At 59.1% G+C, this 26,524-nt stretch carries 21 protein-coding genes and 1 CRISPR repeat array; of the genes, 12 read left to right on the forward strand and 9 right to left on the reverse strand.

Translation table 11 applies throughout. From position 1 onward, the window contains the following. Window positions 1-43: 43 nt before the first annotated feature. On the forward strand, window positions 44-997 hold the full coding sequence (locus tag AC6I7Z_RS15630) for a phosphoglycerate dehydrogenase (RefSeq protein ID WP_497814879.1): 954 nt from the start codon (window positions 44-46) through the stop codon (window positions 995-997). Window positions 998-1,039: 42 nt separating this feature from the next. Then, window positions 1,040-2,359, forward strand: a complete 1,320-nt coding sequence (locus AC6I7Z_RS15635) for an MFS transporter (RefSeq protein ID WP_497815462.1) — start codon at window positions 1,040-1,042, stop codon at window positions 2,357-2,359. A 47-nt stretch (window positions 2,360-2,406) separates the two neighbouring features. Here AC6I7Z_RS15635 and bla read toward each other — a convergent pair whose 3' ends face one another. Then, entirely contained in the window at window positions 2,407-3,282 is an 876-nt protein-coding gene (gene bla / locus AC6I7Z_RS15640) for a class A beta-lactamase (protein WP_497815463.1), read from the reverse strand. A 179-nt stretch (window positions 3,283-3,461) separates the two neighbouring features. Here bla and AC6I7Z_RS15645 point away from each other — a divergent pair, with 179 nt between their 5' ends. Together AC6I7Z_RS15645 and AC6I7Z_RS15650 are read left to right on the forward strand one after the other, a co-directional pair. Continuing rightward, window positions 3,462-3,716, forward strand: a complete 255-nt coding sequence (locus AC6I7Z_RS15645; RefSeq protein ID WP_497814880.1) for a type II toxin-antitoxin system Phd/YefM family antitoxin — start codon at window positions 3,462-3,464, stop codon at window positions 3,714-3,716. Beyond that, window positions 3,713-4,141: a type II toxin-antitoxin system VapC family toxin gene (locus AC6I7Z_RS15650; RefSeq protein WP_497814881.1), complete on the forward strand. Its 429-nt coding sequence runs from the start codon at window positions 3,713-3,715 to the stop codon at window positions 4,139-4,141. The genes AC6I7Z_RS15645 and AC6I7Z_RS15650 overlap by 4 nt, the downstream gene beginning before the upstream one ends. A 1-nt stretch (window position 4,142) precedes the next feature. Here the strand turns inward: AC6I7Z_RS15650 and yacL are convergent, their stop codons facing one another. Beyond that, on the reverse strand, window positions 4,143-4,505 hold the full coding sequence (gene yacL / locus AC6I7Z_RS15655; protein WP_033749520.1) for a protein YacL: 363 nt from the start codon (window positions 4,503-4,505) through the stop codon (window positions 4,143-4,145). A gap of 153 nt (window positions 4,506-4,658) precedes the next feature. Beyond that, the gene (gene acnB / locus AC6I7Z_RS15660; RefSeq protein ID WP_096073871.1) at window positions 4,659-7,256 is read right to left on the reverse strand and encodes a bifunctional aconitate hydratase 2/2-methylisocitrate dehydratase; all 2,598 of its coding nucleotides are present in this window, start codon (window positions 7,254-7,256) and stop codon (window positions 4,659-4,661) included. Between the two features lie 446 nt (window positions 7,257-7,702). Continuing rightward, a CRISPR array of direct repeats spans window positions 7,703-8,450; the repeat unit is 28 nt; unit sequence TTTCTAAGCTGCCTGTACGGCAGTGAAC. Window positions 8,451-8,698: 248 nt separating this feature from the next. Here acnB and AC6I7Z_RS15665 point away from each other — a divergent pair. Continuing rightward, on the forward strand, window positions 8,699-9,142 hold the full coding sequence (locus AC6I7Z_RS15665) for an NUDIX hydrolase (RefSeq protein ID WP_497814882.1): 444 nt from the start codon (window positions 8,699-8,701) through the stop codon (window positions 9,140-9,142). A 53-nt stretch (window positions 9,143-9,195) separates the two neighbouring features. On the opposite strand, the gene lpdA is transcribed toward AC6I7Z_RS15665, so the two are convergent. From lpdA to pdhR, 4 genes are all read right to left on the reverse strand, one after another. Then, window positions 9,196-10,620: a dihydrolipoyl dehydrogenase gene (gene lpdA, locus AC6I7Z_RS15670; RefSeq protein ID WP_497814883.1), complete on the reverse strand. Its 1,425-nt coding sequence runs from the start codon at window positions 10,618-10,620 to the stop codon at window positions 9,196-9,198. A gap of 298 nt (window positions 10,621-10,918) precedes the next feature. Continuing rightward, complete coding sequence (gene aceF / locus AC6I7Z_RS15675) at window positions 10,919-12,814, reverse strand: pyruvate dehydrogenase complex dihydrolipoyllysine-residue acetyltransferase (RefSeq protein ID WP_497814884.1); 1,896 nt, start codon at window positions 12,812-12,814, stop codon at window positions 10,919-10,921. A 14-nt stretch (window positions 12,815-12,828) separates the two neighbouring features. Next, window positions 12,829-15,495, reverse strand: a complete 2,667-nt coding sequence (gene aceE, locus AC6I7Z_RS15680; RefSeq protein WP_048783825.1) for a pyruvate dehydrogenase (acetyl-transferring), homodimeric type — start codon at window positions 15,493-15,495, stop codon at window positions 12,829-12,831. 132 nt (window positions 15,496-15,627) lie between these two features. After that, the gene (pdhR, locus tag AC6I7Z_RS15685; RefSeq protein WP_033749516.1) at window positions 15,628-16,392 is read right to left on the reverse strand and encodes a pyruvate dehydrogenase complex transcriptional repressor PdhR; all 765 of its coding nucleotides are present in this window, start codon (window positions 16,390-16,392) and stop codon (window positions 15,628-15,630) included. Window positions 16,393-16,907: 515 nt separating this feature from the next. Here pdhR and aroP point away from each other — a divergent pair. The 3 genes from aroP to AC6I7Z_RS15700 all read left to right on the forward strand — a co-directional run bounded on the left by aroP (window position 16,908) and on the right by AC6I7Z_RS15700 (window position 20,798). Further along, on the forward strand, window positions 16,908-18,263 hold the full coding sequence (gene aroP, locus AC6I7Z_RS15690) for an aromatic amino acid transporter AroP (RefSeq protein ID WP_497814885.1): 1,356 nt from the start codon (window positions 16,908-16,910) through the stop codon (window positions 18,261-18,263). A 166-nt stretch (window positions 18,264-18,429) separates the two neighbouring features. After that, window positions 18,430-19,842 carry a glycoside-pentoside-hexuronide (GPH):cation symporter gene (locus AC6I7Z_RS15695; RefSeq protein ID WP_497814886.1) on the forward strand — a complete coding sequence of 471 codons (1,413 nt, stop codon included), beginning with the start codon at window positions 18,430-18,432 and terminating at the stop codon, window positions 19,840-19,842. Further along, window positions 19,839-20,798 carry a glycoside hydrolase family 43 protein gene (locus AC6I7Z_RS15700; protein ID WP_497814887.1) on the forward strand — a complete coding sequence of 320 codons (960 nt, stop codon included), beginning with the start codon at window positions 19,839-19,841 and terminating at the stop codon, window positions 20,796-20,798. Before AC6I7Z_RS15695 ends, AC6I7Z_RS15700 begins: the two co-directional genes overlap by 4 nt. On the opposite strand, the gene ampE is transcribed toward AC6I7Z_RS15700, so the two are convergent. Continuing rightward, window positions 20,780-21,634, reverse strand: a complete 855-nt coding sequence (gene ampE / locus AC6I7Z_RS15705; RefSeq protein WP_497814888.1) for a beta-lactamase regulator AmpE — start codon at window positions 21,632-21,634, stop codon at window positions 20,780-20,782. The genes AC6I7Z_RS15700 and ampE overlap by 19 nt on opposite strands. A gap of 16 nt (window positions 21,635-21,650) precedes the next feature. Beyond that, the gene (ampD, locus tag AC6I7Z_RS15710) at window positions 21,651-22,202 is read right to left on the reverse strand and encodes a 1,6-anhydro-N-acetylmuramyl-L-alanine amidase AmpD (RefSeq protein ID WP_497814889.1); all 552 of its coding nucleotides are present in this window, start codon (window positions 22,200-22,202) and stop codon (window positions 21,651-21,653) included. Window positions 22,203-22,400: 198 nt separating this feature from the next. Between ampD and nadC the strand changes: the two genes are divergently transcribed. The 4 genes from nadC (at window position 22,401) to hofC (ending at window position 26,499) form a co-directional block, all read left to right on the forward strand. After that, window positions 22,401-23,297 (forward strand): carboxylating nicotinate-nucleotide diphosphorylase, encoded by an 897-nt coding sequence (gene nadC, locus AC6I7Z_RS15715; RefSeq protein ID WP_497814890.1) that lies wholly within the window; start codon window positions 22,401-22,403, stop codon window positions 23,295-23,297. Between the two features lie 182 nt (window positions 23,298-23,479). Beyond that, on the forward strand, window positions 23,480-23,935 hold the full coding sequence (ppdD, locus tag AC6I7Z_RS15720) for a prepilin peptidase-dependent pilin (protein WP_497814891.1): 456 nt from the start codon (window positions 23,480-23,482) through the stop codon (window positions 23,933-23,935). Then, a complete protein-coding gene (gene gspE / locus AC6I7Z_RS15725) occupies window positions 23,922-25,313 on the forward strand; it encodes a type II secretion system protein GspE (protein ID WP_497814892.1) in 1,392 nt (463 codons plus the stop codon). Before ppdD ends, gspE begins: the two co-directional genes overlap by 14 nt. Then, window positions 25,300-26,499 (forward strand): protein transport protein HofC, encoded by a 1,200-nt coding sequence (gene hofC, locus AC6I7Z_RS15730; protein ID WP_497814893.1) that lies wholly within the window; start codon window positions 25,300-25,302, stop codon window positions 26,497-26,499. The genes gspE and hofC overlap by 14 nt, the downstream gene beginning before the upstream one ends. Window positions 26,500-26,524 lie beyond the last annotated feature (25 nt).

Genomic DNA, 26,524 nt, shown 5'->3' on the forward strand with positions numbered 1-26,524 from the left:
CATTGCTGCCCTTGCCTGTTCGATTTACACACCGGGAAACGCGATGAAAGTAATCTGCACCTCGCCGTCGTTCGCTAAATATGAGACGACGCCGATCGATACCCTAAAACAGCACGGCTTCGAGCTGGTGATGCTGCCCGCCGACGCGACGCCTGAAGCGCTGGCGCCGCATCTGTCGGAGACCGTGGCGATGATCGTCGCCTTTACTGACGTAAACGACGCGCTGCTGGCGCAGGCGCCGCAGCTGAAGATCGTCTGCAAGCACGGCGTCGGCGTCGATAATATCGATCTCGACGCCACGCGCGCGCGCGGCATTTACGTCACCAACGTACCGGACGCCAACAAGCACGCCGTCGCCGACTTCGCCTTCGCGCTGATCCTCAACGGCGCGCGTCAGCTGACGCAGGCGGTCACGGAAACGCGCGCGGGCGGCTGGCCGCGTATCTTCGCCACCGACGTCTACGGCAAAACGCTGGGCATTGTCGGCCTGGGCAATATCGGCAAGCAGGTGGCGCTGCGCGCGAAAGGCTTCAACATGCGCGTTATCGCCTTTGATTTCTATCCTGACGAGGCCTTTGCCGCCGAGCACGGCATCACCTTTGTCAGCCTTGACCAGCTCACCGAAGAGAGCGATTTCATCACGCTGCACACGCCGCTGACCGACGAGACACGCAACCTGTTCGACGGCGCGCGCCTGCGCCGCATGAAGAAGCGCGCCTTCCTGATCAACGTCTCGCGCGGCGGCGTCGTGAATGAAGAGGATCTCTTCCATGCGCTACAGGACAACGTGATTGCCGGCGCGGCGGCCGACGTATTTGTTCAGGAACCGCTGACCTCGCATCCGCTGTTTGGCCTGCCGAATTTTATCCCGACGTCGCATATCGCCGGCTACACCGACGGCGCCATCAGCGCCATCGGCGAACGCTGCGTGGCGCAGATAGTGCAGTGCGTCCGTCAGGACGAGCGGCCGGTCAACGTCATGAACGGGCTGGCATAAGCGCCGCCCTCGCCTGCAACCAGTTTCGAGTGGAAAATAATGATGAACCCTACGCTGCGCTCGACCAAAATTCGCTGGTGGATCGCTGGCCTGATGTGGCTGGCCGTCGCCATTAACTATATTGACCGGACGGTGCTCTCCGCCGCCGCGCCGCATCTGATCACCGAGCTGGAGATCAACCCGGAGATGATGGGCCTGATTATGGCCGCCTTCTTCTGGTCCTATGCGCTGCTGCAAATCCCGGCGGGCTGGTTCGCCGATCGCTTCGGCCAGAAAAAAGGGCTCGGCATCGCGGTCGGCTGGTGGTCGATCGCCACCATGGCGATGGGACTGGCGACCGGCTTTAAATCGCTGCTGGCGCTGCGCCTGGCGCTGGGCGTCGGCGAAGCGGCCGCCTATCCCAGCAACGCGGGCATTGCCGCGCGCTGGTTCCCGGATCGCGAGCGCGCCACCGTATCGGGGCTGTTCGACAGCGCCTCGAAGTTCGGCGGCGCAGTGGCGATGCCGCTGATCGTCTGGATGATCGCCATGGTGGACTGGCGCATTACTTTTCTGGTTATCGGCGCCATCGGCCTGTTCTGGGTGATCGCCTGGTATTTTATCTACGCCGAGAACCCGGAAGATCATAAAAAGATCGATCGGAACGAAGTGCGACTGATCCGCGACGGCCAGGCGCAGAAGCACGGCGAGAAAGGCGTGCGGCCGATGAAGTGGTACAGGCTGCTGCGCTACCGCAATATCTGGGCGATGTGTATCGGCTTTTTCACCATCAACTACACCTCCTACTTTTTCATTACCTGGCTGCCGACCTACCTGGTGAAAGATAAGGGCATGGACTTTCTCAAGATGGGCTTCGTCGCCGCGCTGCCGCTGATCTGCGGCATGGTGATCGAGGTGCTGGCGGGCTGGGCGTCGGATCGCATGGTGCATAAAAAGGTGCTGTCGCTGACCGCCACGCGCAAGCTCTTCCTGACCATTGGCCTGTTGATGGCGCTCTGTATCGGCTTCGCGCCCTTTACCGAATCGGTGTTTATGACCGTGCTGCTGCTCTGTATCGCCAAGTCGGGCACCACCGTCGCCGCCTCGCAGGTCTGGGCGCTGCCGGGCGACGTCGCGCCGAAGAACAGCGTCTCTATCGTCGCCGGGCTACAGAACACGGTGTCGAATATGGGCGGCGCGGTCGGCCCGATTATTACCGGCGCCATTGTCGGCGCCACCGGCAACTTTACCTGGGCGCTGGTCTTCTCCGCCGTACTGGTGGTGATCGGCATCCTCAACTATCTGTTCCTGATGGGCAAGGTTGAGCCGATTGTCGATGAGGAGAAGGCGCAGGAGCCGCAGGCGGTCGCCAGCGGCATCTGACAGGCGCGTGAAAAAAGGCTCTGATCGCGATCGGAGCCTTTTTGTATTTAACGCGGCACGCGCACCGTCGCGAAAATCGCCTTGCCGATGCGGGCGATCGCCGCGTTACTCTGCGCAAGCGTCGCCTCTGTTTGCGTAATATAGATAGCGATAATCAGCGGCTTGCCGTTTTCCGGCCATACCACGCTGATAATCGACCGCGAGCCATACTCTCCAGCGCCGGTTTTGTCGGCGATGCTCCAGCCTGTCGGCAAAACAGAACGCAGCAGCGCATCTGCAACTTTGTCGTCGCGCATCCATTGCAGCAGCTGCGCCCGGGAAGCGGGCGTCAGCGCCGTTCCCAGCGTCAGCTTTTGCAGCGTCTCGCTGACCGCCAGCGGCGTGGTGGTATCGCGCATATCGCCCGGTACGGCGCTGTTCAGCTCAGGCTCGAAGCGGTCGAGCCGCGTGACCTTGTCGCCCAGATCGGCGAAAAAACGCGTCACCGCAATTGGGCCGCCGAGCTTTTTCGCCAGCAGATTCGCCGCGGTGTTATCGCTGTAGGCGATAGCCGCATGACAGAGCTGCTCCCAGCTCATCTCGGCGGGCGCGACAAACTTTTCGGTAACCGGCGAATAGGTGACCAGCGCGGCGCGATCAAACTGCGTGCGCTCCGTAAGCCGCAGTTTGCCTTTATCCTGCGCGCTGAGCAGCGCGCCGCACAGCAGCGCCTTATGCGTGCTGTTAAGCGGAAAGCGCTCGTTGCCGCGATAGCTGGCGACGCTTTCCGCGCCGCTGTCGATGACGGCGATGCCGATACGCGCCTTAAGCGCCTGCTCTTCCTGCTGCGCAATGGCCGCCACTGCCTCATCGTTTATCGAAGCCTGAGCGAGCGCGACGCTGAACAGCAGCGAAGCGGCAAGAAGTTTTGTCAGAGAAAACATCATGATTGTCCTTAATGTGGGGTTCGCACAGAGCTTGCCCTTTTGCGTACCGCTACGCAAACCCTAAACCGCAAGGTCGTTAACTCAGCCTGTCAAAGGTATAGTCGCTCGGCTGGTAGTTGAAAAAATGCTCACTCCGGTTAAAATGTAGCAACGTCACTACAAACAGGAGGCGCGCGATGAAAATCTTCACGCTGTCGAGCAGAGAATTTAACCAGCAGGTGTCGAACGCGAAAAAAGCGGCAGAGGAAGGCCCGGTCTACATTACCGATCGCGGCAAACCCGCGCACGTTTTACTCACTTTCGAAGCGTATAAAAAACTGACCGGCACACGTCGCAATATTCAGGACGCGCTGGCGATGCCCGATGTGGCGGCGATCGACTTTGCGCCGGAACGCGGCGATATCGGCTTCAGGGACGTCGATTTTTCATGAGATATTTGCTGGATACCAACGTGATTTCCGAGCTGCGCAAGGCGCGCACGCGCGCTATCGATCCTGCCGTGTCTGCATGGACCGATAGCGTCGATGCAGGCGATCTGTTTCTCTCGGCGATCACCATTATGGAGATTGAGAAAGGCATCGCTCAGGTGGCGCGTCGCGATCTTGCTCAGGCAGGCCGACTGCGGGAGTGGTTTGAAACGGCGGTGCTGACAGAATTCAGCGATCGCATTCTGCCTTTTGAAACAGAAGCGGCGCGCTATTGCGCCCGGCTGCACGTGCCGGATAAGCGCGCCGCGAACGACGCCATTATTGCCGCCATCGCCTGGCAGCACGATATGGTGCTGGTCACGCGCAACGTGAAGGACTTTACCGGCATGGGCGCGCAGCTGCTTAATCCCTGGGAATGGTCGAGCTGACTCAGCGTCCCTGTAAAAACTGACGGTAGGCGTTCATCACGGCAAGAAAATCCTCCACGCCGCAGAACGACAGGCTCTCTTCGTCGTAGTAGTTCATGCCCTCTTCCAGCCCGTCATCCTCTAAGGCGAGATGGTTGGCGCGGATCATGATCTCTTCATCGTCCATCCACAGCGTGTATTCGTGGCCGATGCGCTGCCACTGACGCTCGCTGCCCTTGATGCCGCGCATCGCGGCTTCGACCTCGTCCAGCAGCGCCAAGTTTTCTTTTACTTCCTCGTTGAACCAGTGGCCCACCGCTTCATGATCCATCGACATGCGTACTTTCACCTGCCCGGTGAGATCGCGTAAAAATTCGTATTCCATGGGCTAACCCTTTGGTTAATGACGCGAGTGAATCCGCACCAAAATAGTGTGTGCGCATCATCAACGCTAAAGTGAGATCGGGGCGACATTATTGCGGGGAAAAGGCAAAAGAAAAAGGGGCGATTATCGCCCCTTTGGTTTTTAGTCAGTCACTCAGACCGCAGTCTGGAAAATCACATTGTCCGCTTTGTCGGTGTACTGATCCAGCTGGTCAAAGTTGAGGTAGCGGTAGGTGTCGCTGGCGGTTTTATCCACCTGCGCCATGAACTGCTGGTACTCGTCCGGCGTCGGCAGTTTGCCGAGCAGCGAAGAGACCGCGGCTAGTTCAGCCGATGCCAGGTAGACGTTGGCGCCGGTGCCGAGACGGTTCGGGAAGTTACGCGTCGAGGTAGAGACCACCGTCGCGCCGTCCTGCACGCGCGCCTGGTTACCCATGCAGAGCGAGCAGCCCGGGATCTCGATACGCGCGCCGCTCTTGCCGAAGACGCTGTAGTAGCCCTCTTCGGTCAGCTGAGCCGCATCCATCTTGGTCGGCGGCGCCACCCACAGACGGGTCGGCAGCTGGCCTTTATGGCTGTCGAGCAGTTTACCTGCCGCGCGGAAGTGGCCGATGTTGGTCATGCACGAGCCGATAAACACTTCGTCGATCTTCTCGCCCTGCACGTCAGAGAGCAGACGCGCGTCGTCCGGATCGTTCGGCGCGCACAGAATCGGCTCTTTGATATCGGCCAGATCGATCTCGATCACCGCCGCGTATTCGGCGTCGGCGTCCGCTTCCAGCAGCTGCGGATCCGCCAGCCATTTTTCCATGCCCTGGATACGGCGCTCCAGCGTACGGCGATCGCCGTAGCCTTCCGCGATCATCCACTTCAGCAGCACGATGTTGGAGCTGAGGTATTCGATGATCGGCGCTTTATCCAGCTTGATGGTACAGCCCGCCGCTGAACGCTCGGCCGAGGCGTCGGTCAGTTCGAACGCCTGCTCGACTTTCAGATCCGGCAGACCTTCGATCTCCAGGATACGGCCAGAGAAGATGTTCTTTTTGCCTTTCTTCTCAACGGTCAGCAGACCCTGTTTGATGGCGTACAGCGGAATAGCGTGCACCAGATCGCGCAGGGTGATGCCCGGCTGCATTTTGCCTTTAAAGCGCACCAGCACGGATTCAGGCATATCGAGCGGCATTACGCCGGTCGCGGCGGCAAAGGCCACCAGGCCTGAACCGGCCGGGAAGGAGATGCCGATCGGGAAGCGAGTATGCGAGTCGCCGCCGGTGCCGACGGTGTCCGGCAGCAGCATGCGGTTCAGCCATGAGTGGATCACGCCGTCGCCCGGACGCAGCGAGACGCCGCCGCGGTTCATAATGAAGTCCGGCAGCGTGTGGTGCGTATTGACGTCGACCGGCTTCGGATAGGCGGCGGTGTGGCAGAACGACTGCATGACCAGGTCGGCAGAGAAGCCGAGGCACGCCAGATCTTTCAGCTCGTCGCGCGTCATCGGGCCGGTGGTGTCCTGAGAGCCTACCGAGGTCATCTTCGGTTCGCAGTAAGCGCCGGGACGAACGCCATCGACGCCGCAGGCGCGGCCGACCATTTTCTGCGCCAGCGAGTAGCCGCGCGTACTTTCCGCTACGTCTTTCGCCTGACGGAAGACGTCGCTGTGCGGCAGACCCAGCGATTCGCGCGCTTTGCTGGTGAGACCGCGGCCGATAATCAGCGGAATACGGCCGCCAGCACGGACTTCGTCGATCAGCACGTCGGTTTTCAGGGTAAAGCTGGCAAGCAGCTCGCCGGTTTCGTGGTTGCGCACTTCGCCTTTATACGGGTAGACGTCAATTACGTCGCCCATGTTCAGCTCGCCGACGTCAACTTCGATCGGCAGCGCGCCCGCATCTTCCATGGTGTTGAAGAAGATTGGCGCAATTTTGCTGCCCAGCACCAGACCGCCGCCTTTTTTATTCGGGACGTTCGGGATATCGTCGCCCATGAACCAGAGTACGGAGTTGGTCGCGGATTTACGGGAAGAGCCGGTGCCGACGACGTCGCCGACGTAAGCCAGTGGATAGCCTTTGGCCTGCAGCGCTTCAATCTGTTTGATCGGGCCGACGTTGCCCGGCTCATCCGGATTGATGCCTTCGCGGGCGTTTTTCAGCATCGCCAGCGCGTGCAGTGGAATATCCGGACGAGACCATGCATCCGGCGCCGGAGAGAGGTCGTCGGTGTTAGTTTCGCCGGTCACTTTGAACACGGTGACGGTAATTTTTTCTGCCAGCTCGGGACGTGACAGATACCACTCGGCATTCGCCCAGGATTGCATTACCTGCTGCGCATGGGTATTGCCCGCTTTCGCTTTTTCTTCAACGTCGTAGAAGTTGTCAAACATCAGCAGCGTGTGCGACAGCGCTTTGGCGGCAATCGGCGCCAGCTTCGCGTCGTCCAGCGCATCAATCAGCGGATGAATGTTGTAACCGCCTTGCATGGTGCCCAGCAGTTCAATCGCTTTTTCGGGGGATACCAGAGGAGAGGTCGTTTCGCCTTTAGCCACCGCGGCAAGGAAACCCGCTTTAACGTAGGCGGCTTCATCAACGCCGGGTGGGACACGGTTGACCAACAGATCGGTCAGGAATTCTTCTTCACCCGCTGGCGGGTTTTTCAGCAGTTCAACCAGCGCGGCCATCTGGGAAGCATCTAACGGCTTAGGTACGATCCCCTGGGCGGCACGCTCGGCAACGTGCTTACGGTATTCTACTAGCACGACGTTCTCCTCGCTCACATTGTATGGGTTTCCGGTGCACCCTGGTGACAAAGCATTCCATGAGTAGGGTAAGGTGCCCGGTTCCGCGTGGGGCAGCATAGCAGGGTTCAGGCTGTTTGTTAATCTGTTTACAAAAACACAACATAATTAACCGGGTAAAAAAGTGCGGTTTTGGAGTTTATGGGCTAGCTGGTGAGTGAGGCCTGGTTTGAGAAAGATTTCGTGGGTGCACTTTAGTTTTACGTCGCGCCATAAAGGCATCGCCCAGGAGTGATGTTAGAGGGTATGGGTATAACTTTTTGAGTTACTTTTATTGAGAAGATGAATGTTTGGGTTATGGGTCTTCTTGCTGGGAGTGAATGAACATGCGGCTAAGGAGTGTATGGGCTTGCGGCTGCCTGTACGGCAGTGAACGCGCGCATCGGCAATGAAGTCGACGCGATGATTTTCTAGGCTGCCTGTACGGCAGTGAACGGATTCTAAAGAGCCTCGCAGCCTCACCAGCTTTTCTAAGCTGCCTGTACGGCAGTGAACCCGGAGGCTCCCCGTTCGTTGGCCTGCTGATTTTTCTAAACTGCCTGTACGGCAGTGAACATCGTGAAAAATGATGTACAGGTTGCGCGGCTTTTCTAAGCTGCCTGTACGGCAGTGAACGATGTGATTGTTCAGATATCCAAAACGCCGGATTTCTAAGCTGCCTGTACGGCAGTGAACGTTACGCATCTTCTCAGTGTTGGCTGCCATGCTTTCTAAGCTGCCTGTACGGCAGTGAACCAGGCATTCTGGACGATGGCGCGAGTTTTCTCTTTCTAAGCTGCCTGTACGGCAGTGAACATCAGCGGTATCGGCGTACTGACTGCCTTAGTTTTCTAAGCTGCCTGTACGGCAGTGAACACAGCAGCGGAGAATGCGTTATCCGGCAGTCGTTTCTAAGCTGCCTGTACGGCAGTGAACTACCCGCTGCTCCTCCTTGAGACCATATTCTCTTTCTAAGCTGCCTGTACGGCAGTGAACGACAGGACGAAGTTGTTCAGTAATGCCGACCCTTTCTAAGCTGCCTGTACGGCAGTGAACTCGCTGCGATAGTGGGTCTGTTCGCCCTGGTATTTCTAAGCTGCCTGTACGGCAGTGAACTTGGTCGCAGCATAAAAGATTCTGGCGACTCGTTTCTAAGCTGCCTGTACGGCAGTGAACCTGTTGCTAATATACTCTAACCTACTCAAAAGAAGTCATTTTTGACTAAAACCTGTTAAAAACCCTTTTTTTACAGAGCCAATATAAAACATTAAAAATCAAGCCATTAGACAATGAATAAAAAGGGTCTTCCCCATGGTATTTATCATTCATCCTGTCCCTTTATCTGCACCCTCCCATCACCAGCTACAGGCGCTTATAGCCTGACATTAACCCCAACCAAAACCAGCCATATTCAGAGAGCGATTATGCGTACGCGTCCGGCATCAAGATTGATTGTTCTGTCACCTGAAAATCGTATTCTCCTTTTTCATTTTCATCATCAAAATGATGCGCTTGCAGGTAAATCATACTGGGCAACGCCAGGTGGCGGAGTTAAAAAAGATGAATCTTTTGAAGAGGCGGCCTCGCGAGAGCTGTACGAGGAGACAGGCTTTATCTGTAGAACAGTCGGCCCGCAGTTAGCGAAAAGAAGCTTTACGATGATGCTGCCAGGCGGAGAAACCGTTCTCGCCGACGAGCGTTTCTTTATGGTGTGGGTGAAGAATCAGGCGCTCAATATTACCGGCTGGAGTCATAATGAACAGCGTGTTATTCGAAGACATCACTGGTGGTCAATAGATGAGATTGAGCGCTCGGACGAAACTATTTTTCCTCACGATCTCATCATCGATTTAGTGCAATCAAAATAACGCCGCCAATAAAAAAGCCCCCTTTCGGAGGCTTTCTCTGAACCAGCAAAAAATTACTTCTTCTTCGCTTTCGGGTTCGGCAGGTCGGTGATGCTGCCTTCGAAGATCTCAGCCGCCAGGCCAACCGACTCGTGCAGCGTCGGGTGCGCGTGGATAGTCAGCGCCATATCTTCCGCGTCGCAGCCCATCTCGATCGCCAGACCGATTTCGCCCAGCAGCTCGCCGCCGTTGGTGCCGACAACCGCGCCGCCGATAACGCGATGCGTCTCTTTGTCGAAAATCAGCTTGGTCATGCCGTCAGCGCAGTCAGAGGCGATAGCACGGCCAGAGGCCGCCCACGGGAAGGTCGCCGTCTCGTAGCTGATGCCCTTCTCTTTCGCTTCTTTCTCGGTCAGGCCGACCCACGCCACTTCCGGCTCGGTGTAGGCGATTGACGGGATTACTTTCGGATCGAAATAGTGCTTCATGCCGGCGATAACTTCTGCCGCCACGTGGCCTTCGTGCACGCCTTTATGCGCCAGCATCGGCTGGCCAACGATATCGCCGATAGCGTAGATGTGCGGAACGTTGGTGCGCATCTGCTTGTCGACGCGGATAAAGCCGCGATCGTCCACTTCCACGCCCGCTTTGCCGGCATCCAGACCTTTACCGTTCGGCACGCGGCCGATCGCCACCAGCACCGCGTCGTAACGCTGCGGTTCGGCCGGCGCTTTTTTGCCTTCCATGGTGACGTAAATACCGTCTTCTTTCGCTTCAACCGCAGTGACTTTGGTTTCCAGCATCAGATTGAACTGCTTCGCGATACGCTTGGTGAACACCTTCACCACGTCTTTGTCAGCGGCCGGGATAACCTGATCGAACATCTCGACCACGTCAATCTGCGAGCCCAGCGCATGGTAAACGGTACCCATTTCGAGACCGATAATACCGCCGCCCATCACCAGCATGCGCTCCGGCACTTCTTTCAGCTCCAGCGCATCGGTAGAGTCCCATACGCGCGGGTCGTCGTGCGGAATAAACGGCAGCGTGATCGGACGAGAACCGGCCGCGATAATAGCGTTGTCGAAGTTGATGGTGGTCGCGCCGCCTTCTCCTTCCACAACCAGAGTATTTGCACCAGTGAATTTGCCCAGGCCGTTAACCACTTTGACTTTACGACCTTTCGCCATGCCAGCCAGACCGCCGGTCAGCTGGTTGATCACTTTCTCTTTCCAGGTGCGGACTTTGTTGATGTCCGTAGAGGGCTTACCAAATACGATGCCGTGCTCTTCCAGGGCTTTCGCCTCTTCGATCACTTTAGCAACGTGCAGCAGCGCTTTTGACGGGATACAGCCCACGTTCAGACAGACACCGCCAAGGGTGCTGTAACGCTCTACCAGTACGGTTTCCAGACCTAAATCAGCGCAACGGAAGGCTGCAGAGTAACCTGCAGGACCAGCCCCAAGTACCACGACCTGGGTTTTAATCTCTGTACTCATCATGACCTCTTAGTTGTGATCCGGCGGGTCAGACGTAGAGCGCTTCTCATCAGGCTGGTCGGCCACTTGCATCCGGGCAGTGCGCGGCGCCTTGCGTATCTTGAGTACGCTGCGGGTTCTGCGCGCTGGGCGTCAACAACTGACTGCGCCAGGTACGCCTGACGAAACAGGCTCACGATGTCCTTTGCTCCACCGGGACATTTATCACCGCAAGAGTTTACAGAATTGTTAACAAACTGCAAACCGCGATGCCACGAATCTTTACAACAAGGCCGGCTATTGCCGGCCTTGATTGTGCTTACATCACCAGACGGCGAATGTCGGACAACATATTGCCGATGATGGTGATGAAACGCGCACCATCAGCTCCGTCGATCACGCGGTGGTCGAAGGACAAGGAGATCGGCATCATCAGGCGCGGCACAAACTCTTTGCCGTTCCAGACCGGCTCCATCGCCGATTTGGAGACGCCGAGGATAGCCACTTCCGGCGCGTTGACGATCGGCGCGAAGTGCGTCGTGCCGAGGCCGCCAAGGCTGGAGATGGTGAAACAGCCGCCCTGCATGTCGCTGGCGGTCAGCTTGCCGTCGCGCGCTTTCTTCGAGGTCGCCATCAGCTCGCGAGAGAGCTCGGTGATGCCTTTTTTGTTCACGTCTTTGAAGACCGGAACCACCAGGCCGTTCGGCGTATCAACCGCCACGCCGATGTTGATGTACTTCTTCAGCGTCAGGCGCTGTGCATCTTCAGACAGCGAGCTGTTGAAGCGCGGCATCTGCTCCAGCGCGGCCGCGACCGCTTTCATGATGAACACCACCGGGGTGTACTTCACGTCCAGCTTACGCTTCTCGGCTTCGGCATTCTGCTGCTTGCGGAACGCTTCCAGATCGGTGATATCGGTTTTGTCGAAGTGCGTAACGTGCGGGATAACCACCCAGTTACGGCTCAGGTTAGCGCCAGAGATTTTCTGGATGCGGCCCAGCTCCACTTCTTCCACTTCGCCGAACTTGCTGAAGTCCACTTTCGGCCACGGCAGCAGACCAGGCAGGCTTCCGCCGCTGGCAGCGGCAGCCGGCGCCGCTTCAGCGCGTTTCACCGCCTCTTTCACGTAGCTCTGCACGTCTTCTTTCAGGATGCGGCCTTTACGGCCGGTGCCCTTCACCTTCGCCAGGTTCACGCCGAATTCGCGCGCCAGACGACGGATAACCGGCGTCGCGTGCACGTAGGCGTCGTTCTCGGCGAAGTCGCCTTTCGCGTCAGCTTTCGGCGCTGCCGGTGCAGCAGGCGCTTCAGCTTTGGCCGGAGCCTGCGCGGGCGCGGCTTCCTGCTTCGGCGCTTCGGCTTTCGCCGCGCCTTCCACTTCGAAGACCATGATCAGCGAGCCGGTGCTGACTTTATCGCCGGTAGAGACTTTCAGCTCTTTGACGGTGCCGGCAAACGGCGCGGGCACTTCCATTGACGCTTTGTCGCCTTCGACAACGATCAGCGACTGCTCGGCTTCAACTTTGTCGCCGACTTTCACCAGCACTTCGGTGACTTCGACTTCGTCGCCGCCGATATCCGGCACGTTGACCTCTTTCGCGCCAGCGGTCGCCGCCGGTGCTGAGGTCGCCTCTTCTTTCAGCTCTGGCTTCGGTGCCGCGGCAGGCGCTGCGCCTTCCGCTTCGAAGACCATAATCAGCGAGCCGGTGCTCACTTTCGCGCCGGTTTCGATTTTGATCTCTTTCACCGTGCCGGCGAACGGCGCAGGCACTTCCATCGAGGCTTTATCGCCTTCGACGACGATCAGCGACTGCTCAGCTTCGATTTTGTCGCCGACTTTCACCAGGATCTCGGTGACTTCAACTTCGTCGCCGCCTATATCCGGAACGTTGACATCTTTAGCTGCGGTAGAAGCGGCCGCCGGCGCCGGAGCGGCTTCGGCCTTCTTCTCTTCCGCCGCTGGCGCAGCGTCTGCCGCCGCGCCCTCTGCGTCAAAAATCATAATCAGCGAGCCGGTTTCGACTTTGTCGCCGGTGGCGATTTTGATCTCTTTCACTACGCCTGCCTGCGGCGAAGGAACTTCCATAGAGGCTTTGTCGCCTTCTACGGTGATCAGCGACTGCTCGGCTTCCACCTTGTCGCCAACCTTCACCAGAATTTCGGTGACTTCAACTTCATCAGACCCGATATCCGGTACCTTAATTTCAGTAGCCATTACTCTCTTACCTCTTAAGCCAGACGCGGGTTAACTTTATCGGCATCGATGTCGAACTTAGCGATCGCGTCCGCCACCACTTTCTTGTCGATTTCGCCACGTTTAGCCAGTTCGCCCAGCGCAGCCACCACCACGTAGGAGGCGTCCACTTCGAAGTGGTGACGCAGATTTTCGCGGCTGTCGGAGCGGCCGAAGCCGTCGGTGCCCAGCACGCGGTAATCGCTGGCCGGAACATAGCTGCGAACCTGTTCAGCGAACAGCTTCATGTAGTCGGTCGATGCCACCGCCGGCGCGTCGTTCATCACCTGAGCGATGTACGGCACGCGCGCTTCTTCGGTCGGATGCAGCATGTTCCAGCGCTCGCAGTCCTGGCCGTCGCGCGCCAGTTCGGTGAACGAGGTGACGCTGTAGACGTCGGAGCCGATGCCGTAATCTTTCGCCAGGATCTGCGCCGCTTCACGCACGTGACGCAGGATAGAGCCTGAGCCCAGCAGCTGCACTTTGCCTTTGCTGCCTTCCACGGTTTCCAGCTTGTAGATACCCTTGCGGATACCCTCTTCGGCGCCTTCCGGCATCGCTGGCATGTGGTAGTTTTCGTTCAGCGTGGTGATGTAATAGTAAACGTTCTCTTGCGCTTCGCCGTACATACGCACCAGACCGTCATGCATGATGACCGCCACTTCATAGGCGTAAGCCGGATCGTAAGAGATACAGTTCGGGATAGTCAGCGACTGAATATGGCTGTGGCCATCTTCGTGCTGCAGACCTTCGCCGTTCAGAGTGGTACGACCGGAAGTACCGCCAACCAGGAAGCCGCGCGCCTGCTGGTCGCCCGCCAGCCACATCAGGTCGCCGATACGCTGGAAACCGAACATGGAGTAGTAGATGTAGAACGGGATCATCGGCAGGTTGTTGGTGCTGTAAGAGGTCGCCGCCGCCAGCCAGGATGAACCTGCGCCCAGCTCGTTGATCCCTTCCTGCAGAATCTGGCCTTTCTCGTCTTCTTTATAGTAAGCAACCTGCTCGCGGTCCTGCGGGGTGTACTGCTGACCGTTCGGGCTGTAGATACCAATCTGACGGAACAGACCTTCCATACCGAAGGTACGGGCTTCGTCCGCGAGGATCGGCACCAGACGATCTTTGATCGACTTGTTCTTCAGCATCACGTTCAGGGCGCGCACGAAAGCGATAGTGGTCGAGATCTCTTTGCTCTGCTCTTCCAGCAGCGCTTTGAACTCTTCCAGCTTCGGCATATCCAGTTTTTCAGTGAACTGCGCCTGACGGGTCGGCAGGTAGCCGCCCAGCTTCTCGCGCTGGCCGTGCAGGTAGTTGTACTCTTCCGAACCTTTTTCGAAGGTGACGTACGGCAGCTCTTCGATCTTGTCGTCAGCTACCGGCACGTTGAAGCGATCGCGGATGTAGCGAACGCCATCCATGTTCATCTTCTTGACCTGGTGCGCGATGTTCTTACCTTCCGCGGTGTCGCCCATACCATAGCCTTTAATGGTATGCGCCAGAATCAGCGTCGGCTGACCTTTGGTCTCCTGCGCTTTCTTCAGTGCCGCGTAGATTTTCTTCGGATCGTGGCCGCCGCGGTTCAGGGCGAAGATCTCTTCGTCTGACCAGTCTTTAACCAGCTCCGCCGTCTCCGGGTATTTACCGAAGAAGTGTTCGCGCACGTAGGCGCCGTCACGGGATTTAAAGGTCTGATAGTCGCCGTCGACGGTTTCGTTCATCAGCTGAATCAGCTTGCCGCTGGTGTCTTTTTTCAGCAGCTCATCCCAGCGACCGCCCCAGATCACTTTGATGACGTTCCAGCCGGCGCCCGCGAAGATGCCTTCCAGTTCGTTGATGATCTTGCCGTTGCCGGTAACCGGACCATCCAGACGCTGCAGGTTACAGTTGATGATGAACACCAGGTTGTCCAGCTTCTCGCGGGTCGCGATGGTGATTGCGCCTTTGGATTCCGGCTCGTCCATCTCGCCGTCGCCAAGGAAGGCGTAAACGGTCTGGTTAGAGGTGTCTTTCAGGCCGCGGTGCTCCAGATATTTCAGGAACTTCGCCTGGTAGATGGCGTTCAACGGACCCAGACCCATGGAAACGGTCGGGAACTGCCAGAAGTCCGGCATCAGTTTCGGGTGCGGATACGATGAAAGGCCGTTGCCGTGCACTTCCTGACGGAAGTTGTTCATCTGCTCTTCGGTCAGACGACCTTCAAGGAAGGCGCGTGAGTAGATGCCCGGCGAGATATGACCCTGGAAGTAAACCAGATCGCCGCCGTCTTTGTCGCTGCGCGCGCGGAAGAAGTGGTTAAAGCACACTTCATAGATGGTCGCGGAAGACTGGAATGAGGAGAGATGGCCGCCCAGCTCCAGATCTTTTTTCGAGGCGCGCAGCACCGATACGATGGCGTTCCAGCGAATTGCGGAACGGATACGACGCTCCAGAGACGTGTTGCCCGGATACTCCGGCTCGTCTTCAACGGCGATAGAGTTGATATAGTTGCTGACGGCGTTACCGCCTGCCGCCACTTTAACGCCGCCTTTGCGGGCTGCGCTCAGCACCTGATCGATCAGATACTGCGCACGCTCAACACCTTCTTCACGGATGACCGATTCGATCGCCTGTAGCCAGTCACGAGTTTCGATCGGATCCACGTCATTCTGTAAACGTTCTGACATGGGGGGTATTCCTTATCTGTGTCTAATACGTTGAATTGTCAGGAGCCTGTCTCCATGTGTTCTGCTTGTGTGGCTCGCCAAAGCACAAGGAGACAGGCCCGTCGTTGATATCCGCGCGTTCTTCGTCGCGCGTTATTCCTTACGTTGCTGTAAACGACGCAGGGAGCGTTCACGACGAGTCTGCTCCCGACTTCTGTCCAGCAAGATTTCCTCTATGAACGCCAGGTGACGATGCGAGGCTTCGCGCGCCTGTTCCGGCTCGCGAGCCACAATCGCCTCGAAAATACTGGCGCGGTGACCGCTCACTTTCGCCAGCATTTCCCGGCGCGAGTAGAGCAATTCAAAATTCTGTCGAACGTTTTGTTCCAGCATAGGGCCCATCGAACGCAGCAAATGCAGCAGCACCACATTATGGGCGGCTTCTGTGACAGCGATCTGATACTGCATCACCGCATCCGCCTCGGCGTCGAGATCGCCGCTATCCTGAGCCTGCTGTATCTGCACGTGGCAATGGCGGATACGCTCAATATCCTCTTCCGTGCCGCGCAGCGCCGCGTAGTACGCCGCGATCCCTTCCAGCGCATGGCGCGTTTCCAGTAAATCAAACTGAGATTCCGGATGCTTAGTAAGCAGGCTGACGAGCGGATCGCTCAGGCTTTGCCAGAGATTCTGCTGGACGAAAGTGCCGCCGCCCTGACGGCGCAGCAGCAGGCCTTTCGCTTCCAGACGCTGTATGGCTTCGCGAAGGGATGGACGTGAGACATCAAATTGTTTGGCGAGTTCGCGCTCAGGCAACAGCTTCTCACCAGGACGTAGCGTCCCTTCCATAATCAGCGATTCCAGCTGCTGCTCAATGGCATCTGAGAGCTTGGGTTGGCGAATCTTACTGTAAGCCATCTTCCCTTCTTATCAAGCCGTCGTCCGGAGTAAATTGGTAATACCAATTCCAAAAAGTTGGCCGTAAAGTAACAAAGTATTCACCTTGTGTCTATATGACGCCGGTCACATTCCTTGTGCTGAAGGGCGCTGCGCAGCCCTAAGTTGCCGCGGGAAAAACAGAAATGACGCGGCGCGGAGAATGTTAAATCTCGCTACTTTTACCAAACCTTACACTGCGTTAGGGGCGATTTTCTCGCTTACCATAAGACAACCTTATTCGTCTTTGGGAACAATTCATGGCAGAACAGGCGCAGGCGGCAGTGTGATGGCAACGATGCTTTTTCAGTCAAGTCTCAGCACGAAAAGAGAAAGCAGGTGCAAAGCGCACCGCATATCACTATTCTTGTCGCCAGGGTAGCATCCGCTTACAGAGAAGGCGCCTGATACCGTAAATAAATCAGTACGTTATTGTAACCACTTCCTGACAGCCATCGCGCGCTGCAAAAGAAGAATTAAAACAACATGAGGTTCGTATGGAACAACAGCATGGCGACACGCTGAAGCGCGGGCTGAAAAACCGTCATATTCAGCTTATCGCGCTGGGCGGCGCGGTGGGCACCGGCCTGTTTCTGGGCAGCGCATCGGTGATCCAGGCGGCCGGTCCAGGCGTTATTTTGGGCTACGCCATCGCCGGCTTTATCGCCTTTTTGATTATGCGTCAGCTGGGAGAGATGGTGGTCGAGGAGCCGGTCGCCGGCAGCTTCAGCCACTTCGCCTACAAATACTGGGGCAACTTCGCCGGCTTCGCGTCGGGCTGGAACTACTGGGTGCTCTATGTGCTGGTGGCCATGGCCGAGCTGACCGCCGTCGGCAAATACGTTCAGTTCTGGTGGCCAGATATTCCGACCTGGATTACCGCCGCCGTCTTCTTCGTGTTGATCAACGCCATTAACCTGACCAATGTAAAAGTCTATGGCGAGATGGAGTTCTGGTTCTCAATCGTTAAAGTGGTCGCGGTGATCGGCATGATCCTGTTCGGCGGCTGGCTGCTGTTCAGCGGCAACGGCGGCCCGCAGGCGAGCGTCAGCAACCTCTGGGCGCAGGGTGGCTTCTTGCCGCACGGCTTCAGCGGGCTGGTGATGATGATGGCGATCATTATGTTCTCCTTCGGCGGCCTGGAGCTGGTCGGCATCACCGCCGCGGAAGCGGATAATCCCGAGCAGAGCATCCCTAAAGCCACTAATCAGGTTATCTATCGCATCCTGATTTTCTATATCGGCTCGCTGGCAGTGCTGCTGTCGCTGATGCCCTGGACGCGCGTCACCGCAGACACCAGCCCTTTCGTGCTGATTTTCCATGAGCTGGGCGACGCGCTGGTGGCGAACGCGCTGAACGTAGTGATCCTCACCGCCGCGCTGTCGGTCTATAACAGCTGCGTTTACTGCAACAGCCGCATGCTGTTCGGCCTGGCCCAGCAGGGCAACGCGCCGAAAGCGCTGCTGAAAGTAGACCGCCGCGGCGTGCCGGTGGCCACCATTCTGGTCTCAGCCGTGGCGACCGCGCTCTGCGTGCTGATCAACTATCTGATGCCGGGCGAAGCCTTCGGCCTGCTGATGTCGCTGGTGGTCTCCGCGCTGGTGATCAACTGGGCGATGATTAGCCTTGCTCACCTGAAGTTCCGCCGTAAGAAAGATCAGCAGGGCGTGACAACGCGCTTTAAGGCGCTGCTCTATCCGTTCGGCAACTGGCTCTGCCTGGCGTTTCTGGCCGGCATTCTGGTGATTATGCTGATGACGCCGGGCATGGCGATATCGGTCTGGCTGATCCCGGTCTGGCTGGTGGTTCTGGCCATCGGCTACGCCATCAAAAACAAGGTGCAGCGCGCCTGATGCTTAAGCCCGCCGACCTGCGTCGGCGGGCCTTTTCCCTCCTGATCCAGCTCACACTTTTCCCGCCGCGCCTGATTTGTCCATCTTACTGACTATTTGTTGCCAGCCATCCCGCTGATATAGCAACGATAATTCCCTGCTCATAACAATGTGTAGGATAACGACCATGAAGGATTCCGCCCTCTCTTTTCGCGAAAAGCTGGGTTACGGCATGGGCGATGCCGGCTGTAATATGATTGGCGGCGCCATCATGCTGTTTCTCAACTATTTCTACACTGATGTTTTTGGCCTGGCGCCTGCGCTGGTAGGCACGCTGCTGCTCTCGGTGCGCGTGCTGGATGCGATAACCGATCCGATTATGGGCGCCATCGCCGATCGCACCCAGAGCCGCTGGGGCCGCTTTCGTCCCTGGCTGCTGTGGATCTCGGTGCCCTATGTGCTCTTTAGCGTGCTGATGTTCACCACGCCGGACTGGAGCTACGAAAACAAGGTGATTTGGGCCTTCGTCACCTACTTCCTGATGTCCCTGACCTACACCGCCATCAACATCCCCTACTGTTCACTGGGCGGCGTGATCACCAGCGATCCCGGCGAGCGCGTCTCCTGCCAGTCCTACCGTTTTGTCATGGTCGGCATTGCGACGCTGATCCTCTCGCTGTCGCTGCTGCCGATGGCGGAGTGGTTCGGCGGCGACGACAAGGCGCGCGGCTATCAGCTGGCGATGAGCGTGCTGGCGCTGATTGGGCTGGGGATGTTCCTGTTCTGCTTCGCCACGGTGCGCGAACGTATTCGCCCGGCGGTACCCACCCATGACGCGCTAAAAAGCGATCTGCGCGACGTGTGGAAAAACGACCAGTGGGTACGTATTCTGCTGCTCACCTTCTGCAACGTCTGCCCCGGCTTTATCCGTATGGCCGCCACCATGTACTACGTGACCTGGGTAATGGGCCAGACGACTCACTTCGCCACGCTGTTTATCAGCCTCGGCGTGGTCGGCATGATGATCGGCAGCACCCTGGCGAAGCTGCTCACCGACCGCTGGTGCAAACTGAAGGTCTTTTTCTGGACCAATATCGCGCTGGCCTGCTTCTCCTGCGGCTTTTACTGGATCGATCCGCACGCCACCGTCGCGGTAGTGGTCGCCTATTTTCTGCTAAACGTGCTGCATCAAATCCCGTCGCCGCTGCACTGGTCGCTGATGGCCGACGTCGACGATTACGGCGAGTGGAAAACCGGCAAGCGCATCACCGGCATCAGCTTCTCCGGCAACCTGTTTTTCCTCAAGGTCGGCCTGGCGGTCGCGGGCGCGATGGTCGGCTTTTTACTCTCGATTTACGGCTACGACGCGGGCGCGAAACAGCAGTCTTCGCAGGCGGTAAACGGCATTATGCTGCTGTTCACCGTCATCCCCGGCGTAGGCTACCTGATTACCGCTGGCGTTGTGCGCCTGCTGAAGGTCGATCGCGCGCTCATGCGCACGATTCAGAACGATCTCGCGCTGCGCCGCGCCAACTTCCGCGAACTGCATGAAATTCGTCAGCGCGACGGCGCCGTCACCCAACCCGGAGAAGCGAAATGAGCACACCCTGGCCGAATCCCTTTATTGAACAGCGGGCCGACCCCTTTATCCTGCGCCATGAGCAGCACTACTACTTTATCGCCTCCGTACCGGCCTATGATCGGCTGGAGCTGCGCCGCGCCAGCACGCTGCTTGATCTGCGCCATGCCGAACCGGTCGTGGTCTGGCGCAAGCCGGAGAGCGGTCCCTGCAGCGAGCTGATCTGGGCGCCGGAGCTGCACCGCATCGACGAACAGTGGGTGATCTATTTCGCCGCCGCGCCGACGCGCGACATCAAAGACGGGCTGTTTCAGCATCGCATGTACGCGCTGGTATGCGACGACGCCGATCCGCTCAGCGAACGCTGGCAGGCGCCGCGCCGGGTGTTTAGCCAGTTCAACACCTTTGCGCTGGACGCCACCCACTTCGTGCATCAGGGCAAAAACTGGTATCTGTGGGCGCAGAAGGATCCGGCGATCCCGGGCAACTCCAACCTCTATCTGGCGGAGCTGCTTAACCCCTGGACGCTGAAAGGCGCGCCGACGATGCTGAGCCGACCGGAATATGAGTGGGAGTGCGCTGGGTTTAGCGTCAATGAAGGACCGGCAGTGATCCAGCACGGCGATCGGCTGTTCGTTACCTACTCCGCGAGCGCCACCGACGAGAATTACTGCATGGGCCTGCTGTCGATCGGCATTGAGCAGGATCTGCTTGATGCTGCTAACTGGCGCAAGTCGGCGCGCCCGGTCTTTACCTCAAACTGGGACAACCACCAGTACGGTCCCGGCCACAACTGCTTTACTCAGGATGAGAACGGCGAGGATGTGCTGGTCTATCACGCCCGCAACTACACGGAAATCGAAGGGGATCCGCTGTGGGATCCCAATCGTCATACGCGGCTGAAAAGTTTTGTCTGGCGCGACGACGGCACGCCCGATTTCGGCGTGCCGCCTGCGGATTATACCAGCGTGCCGTAGATGGTGAGCAGCGCGACCACCACCACCAGCACCAGCGAGATGCGCTTCGCCAGCGCCACCGCAATGCGCGGAGTTTCGACCTTATCCAGATGCGGATCGCGCTCCAGCGAAAACTGCGCCAGGCTGGTCAGCACCTGATATTGCGAACGGTGGCGGTCGGTCAGCGCGGCGAACCAGGCAGGCAGCGCCTTTTCGCCGTGCCCCAGCAGCGCATAGGCAACGCCGGCCAGCCGCACCGGGATCCAGTCAATCACGTGCAGCAGGCCGTCGACGCCTGACTGCGCGCGCTCCAGCGGCGACTGATGTTTCGCCAGCCAGCTCTGCCAAGCGCGCAGGAAGGCGTAACCCACCAACAGCACCGGCCCGTAGGGACCGCCCGCCACAAACCAGAACATCGGCGCCAGATAGAAACGGAAATTAATCCAGATCAGCGCGTTTTGCAGCTCGCGCAGGAACTCTCGCTCGCTGCACTCCACCGGCACGCCGTGGATCAGCGTCAGCTCGGCCGCCATCGCCTGATGCGCCGCGACATCGTCATGGCTCGCCGCTTTTAAATAGGCGTGATAGTGCAGGCGCGCCGATCCGGCGCCGATGCAGAGCAGGCCGATCAGGATCCAGAACAGTAGCTGTGCGATGCCGAACAGCAGCCCTTTTACGCTCCAGATCGCCAGCGCCGTCAGCGCCATCGCCAGCAGGGTCATGCCAAGCGTGCGCAGCAGCGAAAAACGGCGGCGGCGGCGAAAGATCGGCTCCAGCCGGTGATCGAGCTGCCAGTGCTCGCCCAGCTTAAACAGGCGTTCCCAACCTAAAACCAGTAACAAGGAAAACAACGTCATACCCACTCCGCGAAAATCAAAAAGAAGTCTGCGCCAACAGCTGCTGATACTGCTCCCAGTCAAAAGCCGGCCCCGGATCGGTCTTGCGCGTCGGGGCGATATCGCTGTGTCCGGTAATGCGCGAGGGCGTCAAAGGATAGTGCTGCAGCAGAAGCTGCGTGACGGCGGCCAGCGCCTGGTACTGCGCATCGGTGTAAGGCAGAACGTCAGTGCCTTCCAGCTCGATGCCGATGGAAAAGTCGTTGCAGTTTTCGCGGCCCTGATAGCAGGAAACCCCGGCATGCCAGGCGCGATGATCGAAAGAGACATACTGTACGATTTCGCCGTCGCGGCGGATCAGACAGTGCGCGGCGACCTGCAGGTGAGCGATATCGGCAAAATAGGGATGGGCGTCGGGCGGCAAGGTGCCGGTAAACAGCCGATCGATCCACGGCCCGCCGAATTCGCCCGGCGGCAGGCTGATATTGTGGATCACCAACAGCGAAGGCATCTCGTCGTTGGGACGTTGATTAAAATGCGGCGACGGCACCTGACGAATGTCGGTCAGCCAGCCCTGTTCCAGTTTCATGCTGGTTTTTCCTTAGCAGAGTCCGGCTGAGAATAGCATGATTTACGATAACTTTTTGCAGCCTAAAGGTGCGGCGACGCCGCCTCATCGTAGCCAGGTTAAGTATACTAAACAAAAGTTGGACTTCGGCTGGTGAAAAGCGCCGTTTCGATCTATTGTGGCTTCCTCTTTGTTCAGGTCATCAGGAGCGAAATCGCTATGCCAACCCGCCGTTATAATGCCGATAGCCGCCGCCAGGCGCTGATCGCCCGCATCGAACAGGACATTCCTGCCACGGTCGCGCGCGCTTTGCAGGAGGATTTGGGCGGCGAGATCGACGCCGACCGCGATATCACCGCCCAGCTACTGCCCGAAGAGAGCCAGGCGCAGGCGCGGGTCATCACGCGCGAGGCGGGTGTTTTCTGTGGTAAACGCTGGGTAGAAGAGGTGTTTAATCAGCTCGGCGGCCATGCGACGCTGAGCTGGCAGGTCGAAGATGGCGACAGCGTAGCGCCCGATCAGACGCTGTTTACCCTGAGCGGCCCTTCTCGCCTGCTGCTGACCGCCGAACGCACCGCCCTGAACTTCGTCCAGACGCTCTCTGGCGTGGCGACCGAAACCCGACGCTATGTGCAGCTGCTGGAAGGCAGCGACACGCAGCTGCTGGACACGCGCAAAACCCTGCCGGGCCTGCGCACCGCGCTGAAATATGCGGTGCTGTGCGGCGGCGGCGCGAACCATCGTCTCGGCCTCTCGGACGCCTTCCTCATCAAGGAAAACCATATTATCGCCAGCGGGTCGATTCGGCAGGCGGTAGAGAAAGCGTTCTGGCTGCACCCGGACGTGCCGGTAGAGGTTGAAGTGGAGTCGCTGGAGGAGCTGGATCAGGCGCTGGCGGCTGGCGCCGACATCATCATGCTGGATAACTTCACCCTCGACGCGATGCGCGACGCGGTGGCGCGCGCGCAGGGACGCGCGCAGCTTGAGGTCTCCGGCAACGTGACGGAAGCGACGCTGCCGCAGATTGCCCAGACCGGCGTCGACTACGTCTCCGTCGGCGCGCTCACCAAGCACGTGCGTGCGCTCGATCTTTCGATGCGCTTCACCAGCCTGTAACCGCCCTGCGCCGTGCCGCCGCGCACGGCCTTTTTTTGCGCGCCCGCTTCCGCTTCGTTGTTCTCCGCGCTGCAATCCAGCCCTTTTACTGCGCGCCTTTTTCCGGCCTGAAAATCTGCCGCTGGGTTTAGCGCTCCTGCTTTTCTACTCTGCCCGCTCTTATCTATGAGAGAGGCGATGCAATGACTAATCAACAGGGCTTTACCCTGGTCGAGCTGATGATTGTGGTGGGGATCGTCGCGATCCTCAGCGCTATCGGCTTACCGGCATATCAAAACTACCTGCAGCGCGCGGCGCTCACCGACATGCTGCAAACCATGGTGCCTTATAAAACGGCCGTCGAGCTATGCGCTCTGGAGCGAGGCGGCCCAACGCAGTGTCAGGCTGGCGAGAAAGGTATTCCGGCGGCGAAAGGCTCGCGTTACGTCTCCGCGCTCAGCGTGGTAAACGGCGTCATTACCTTGACCGGTCAGGAGAGCCTGAACGGCCTGAGCGTCGAAATGACGCCGGTATGGGACAGCGCGGATGGCAGCCTGAGATGGCAGCGCAGCTGTACCAGCAGCAGTGACAGCCTGCGCGATAACTGCCTGGAGCAGTTCCGCTTCGATGATAAAGGAGCTAACGATGGCGATGCCTGATTCCGCTATACGCGCGCTCTGTCAGCGCTATCGGGCCGTGTTGCTGCATCATGATGAGACGCTGCTGCGCGTCGCCGTGGCGGAACAGGTGCCTGAAGGCCTCAGCGAGGCGCTGCATTTCGCCAGCCAGTGTCAGATCGAGATCGAATGCTGGCCGCAGGCGCGGCTCGATCTTCATCAGCACGGCAGCGCCTCAGCGGATGCGCCGCGCGAGGCGCTGCCGGAATCGGCGGTCGACGCCGTCAACCAGATGCTGCAGCAGGCGCTGCACCGGCGAGCGTCCGATATTCATATCGAACCACAGCGCGACGGCGTACGTATACGGCTGCGCATTGACGGCGTGCTACAGCCGCTGACGCCGCTGAGCGAGGCGCCGCCCGCCGCGCTGATCGCCAGGCTGAAAATCCTTGGCGGGCTGGATATTGCCGAGCGGCGGCTGCCGCAGGATGGGCAGTTTACCCTGGCGCTGGAGGGCAAATCCGCCGCCTTTCGTCTGGCGACGCTGCCGGTGCAGTACGGCGAAAAAGCGGTGATCCGCCTGCTGCAGAGCGAAAGCAGCACTCTGTCGCTGGATAAGCTGGGCCTGCCCGCCGCGCAGCGCCGTCTGCTGAGCGCCGCGCTGGCGCAGCCGCAGGGACTCATCCTGGTGACCGGCCCGACCGGCAGCGGGAAAACCTTTACGCTCTACAGCTGCCTGAGCACGCTGAACCGGCCGGAAATGAACGTCAGCAGCGTCGAAGATCCGGTGGAAATTCCGCTGGCCGGCATTAACCAGACGCAGATTAACCCCAAATGCGGACTCGACTTCAACCGGGTGCTGCGCGCCCTGCTGCGCCAGGATCCCGACGTCATTATGGTAGGCGAGATCCGCGATGCGGAAACGGCGGAGATCGCGGTCAAAGCGGCGCAGACCGGCCACCTGGTGTTATCGACGCTGCACACCAACTCGACGGCGGAAACCCTGACGCGGCTGCGTCAGATGGGCATTCCCGGCTACCTGCTCGGTCCGGCGCTGCGGCTGATCGTGGCGCAACGGCTGGTGCGGCGGCTCTGCCCGCACTGTCGTCAGCCGGCGCAGGCGATGGCGCACTTCCCGCCCGACATCTGGCCCGGCACGCTGCAAACCTGGCGCGCGCCCGGCTGCGACCACTGCTTTTCCGGCTATTTCGGACGGCTGGCGCTGTTTGAGATATTACCGGTCGGCGGCAAGCTGCAAAACGCCATCGCCGCCGAGATGCCGCTCGACAGCGTGCTGGCGCTGGCGAAAAAACAGGGCATGCGCACCCTGTTCAGCAGCGGTCTGGAGGCAGTCAGCCGCGGCGAAACCTCGCTGGAGGAGATGCAACGCGTAACCGGTCTGGAAGATGTCCCGGCTTAGCCTCTACCGCTGGCAGGCGGTCAACAGCCAGCAGCAGCTGCATGAAGGCCAGCTGCTGGCGGCTGATGAAGAGAGCCTGCTGCGCCAGCTGGCTGAAGAGGATCTGCTGCCGATTAGCTGGCAGCGCCGCAAGACGTGGCGCGCGCGCGACTGGAAGTGGCAGCAGAAAATCGACCTTGTCAGGCAGCTTGCTACGCTGCTCAAAGCGGGCCTGCCGCTGGCGCAGGGGCTGGCGCTGCTGTCGCAAGGCCATCCGCATTCCGGCTGGCAACTGCTGTTGCATGCGCTGCGGCTGAGGATATTGCGCGGCGAGCCCTTTTCGCAGGCGTTAAGCCAGTGGCCGCAGATTTTCCCGCCCCTGTTCGCCGCGCTGATGCAGGTGGGCGAACTGACCGGCCAGCTTGACGTCTGCTGCGCGCAGCTGGCCGATCAGCAGGCGCGTCAGCAGCATCTGTGGAATAAAGTGATCAAGGCGCTGCGCTATCCGCTGTTTATTTTACTGGTGGCCGTGGCGGTAAGCGTCGGCATGCTGCTGTTCGTCCTGCCGGAATTCGTCTCGGTCTACGCCTCGTTTAACGCCCCGCTTCCCGCCTTTACCGCGGCGGTGATGGCGCTCTCCGTCGCTCTGCAGCGCTGGGGCGGCTGGCTCGCGGTTGCGCTGCTGTTGGCTGCGGCCGCCTGGCGCGCGCTGCGTCGGCGCTCACCGGCGTGGCAGCTGTGGGAGCAGCGTCTGATGCTGCGCCTGCCGCTGCTCTCGGATCTGTGGCGCGGCAGCCAGCTCAGCCAGATCTATGCGGTTTTGCAGCTTACGCAGCGCGCGGGCATTACGCTGCTGCAGGGGTTGCAGGCGGCGGAGGCGACGCTGACCACGCGGCTGTGGCGCGACGCCGTCGTGGCGCTTCAGCACCATATTTCGCAGGGCGCGCCGCTGCACCAGGCACTGCAGGATCATCCGCTGTTTACGCCGCTCTGCATGCAGCTGGTGCATGTGGGGGAAGAGGCTGGCGCGCTGGACACCATGCTGGCGCGGCTGGCGGAGTGGCATGAGGCGCAGACCCTGGCGCTGGCTGATACGCTCGCCGCCTCGCTGGAACCCGCAATGATGGTGATCGTCGGCGCCATCGTCGGTACGCTGGTGATCGCGATGTATCTGCCGGTGTTTGGGCTGGGAAATGTGATTCATTAGGGTGCGTCAGACACCCTAATGACAG

It is taken from the genome of Pantoea sp. X-Soil-MYKO-1289, assembly GCF_059730625.1.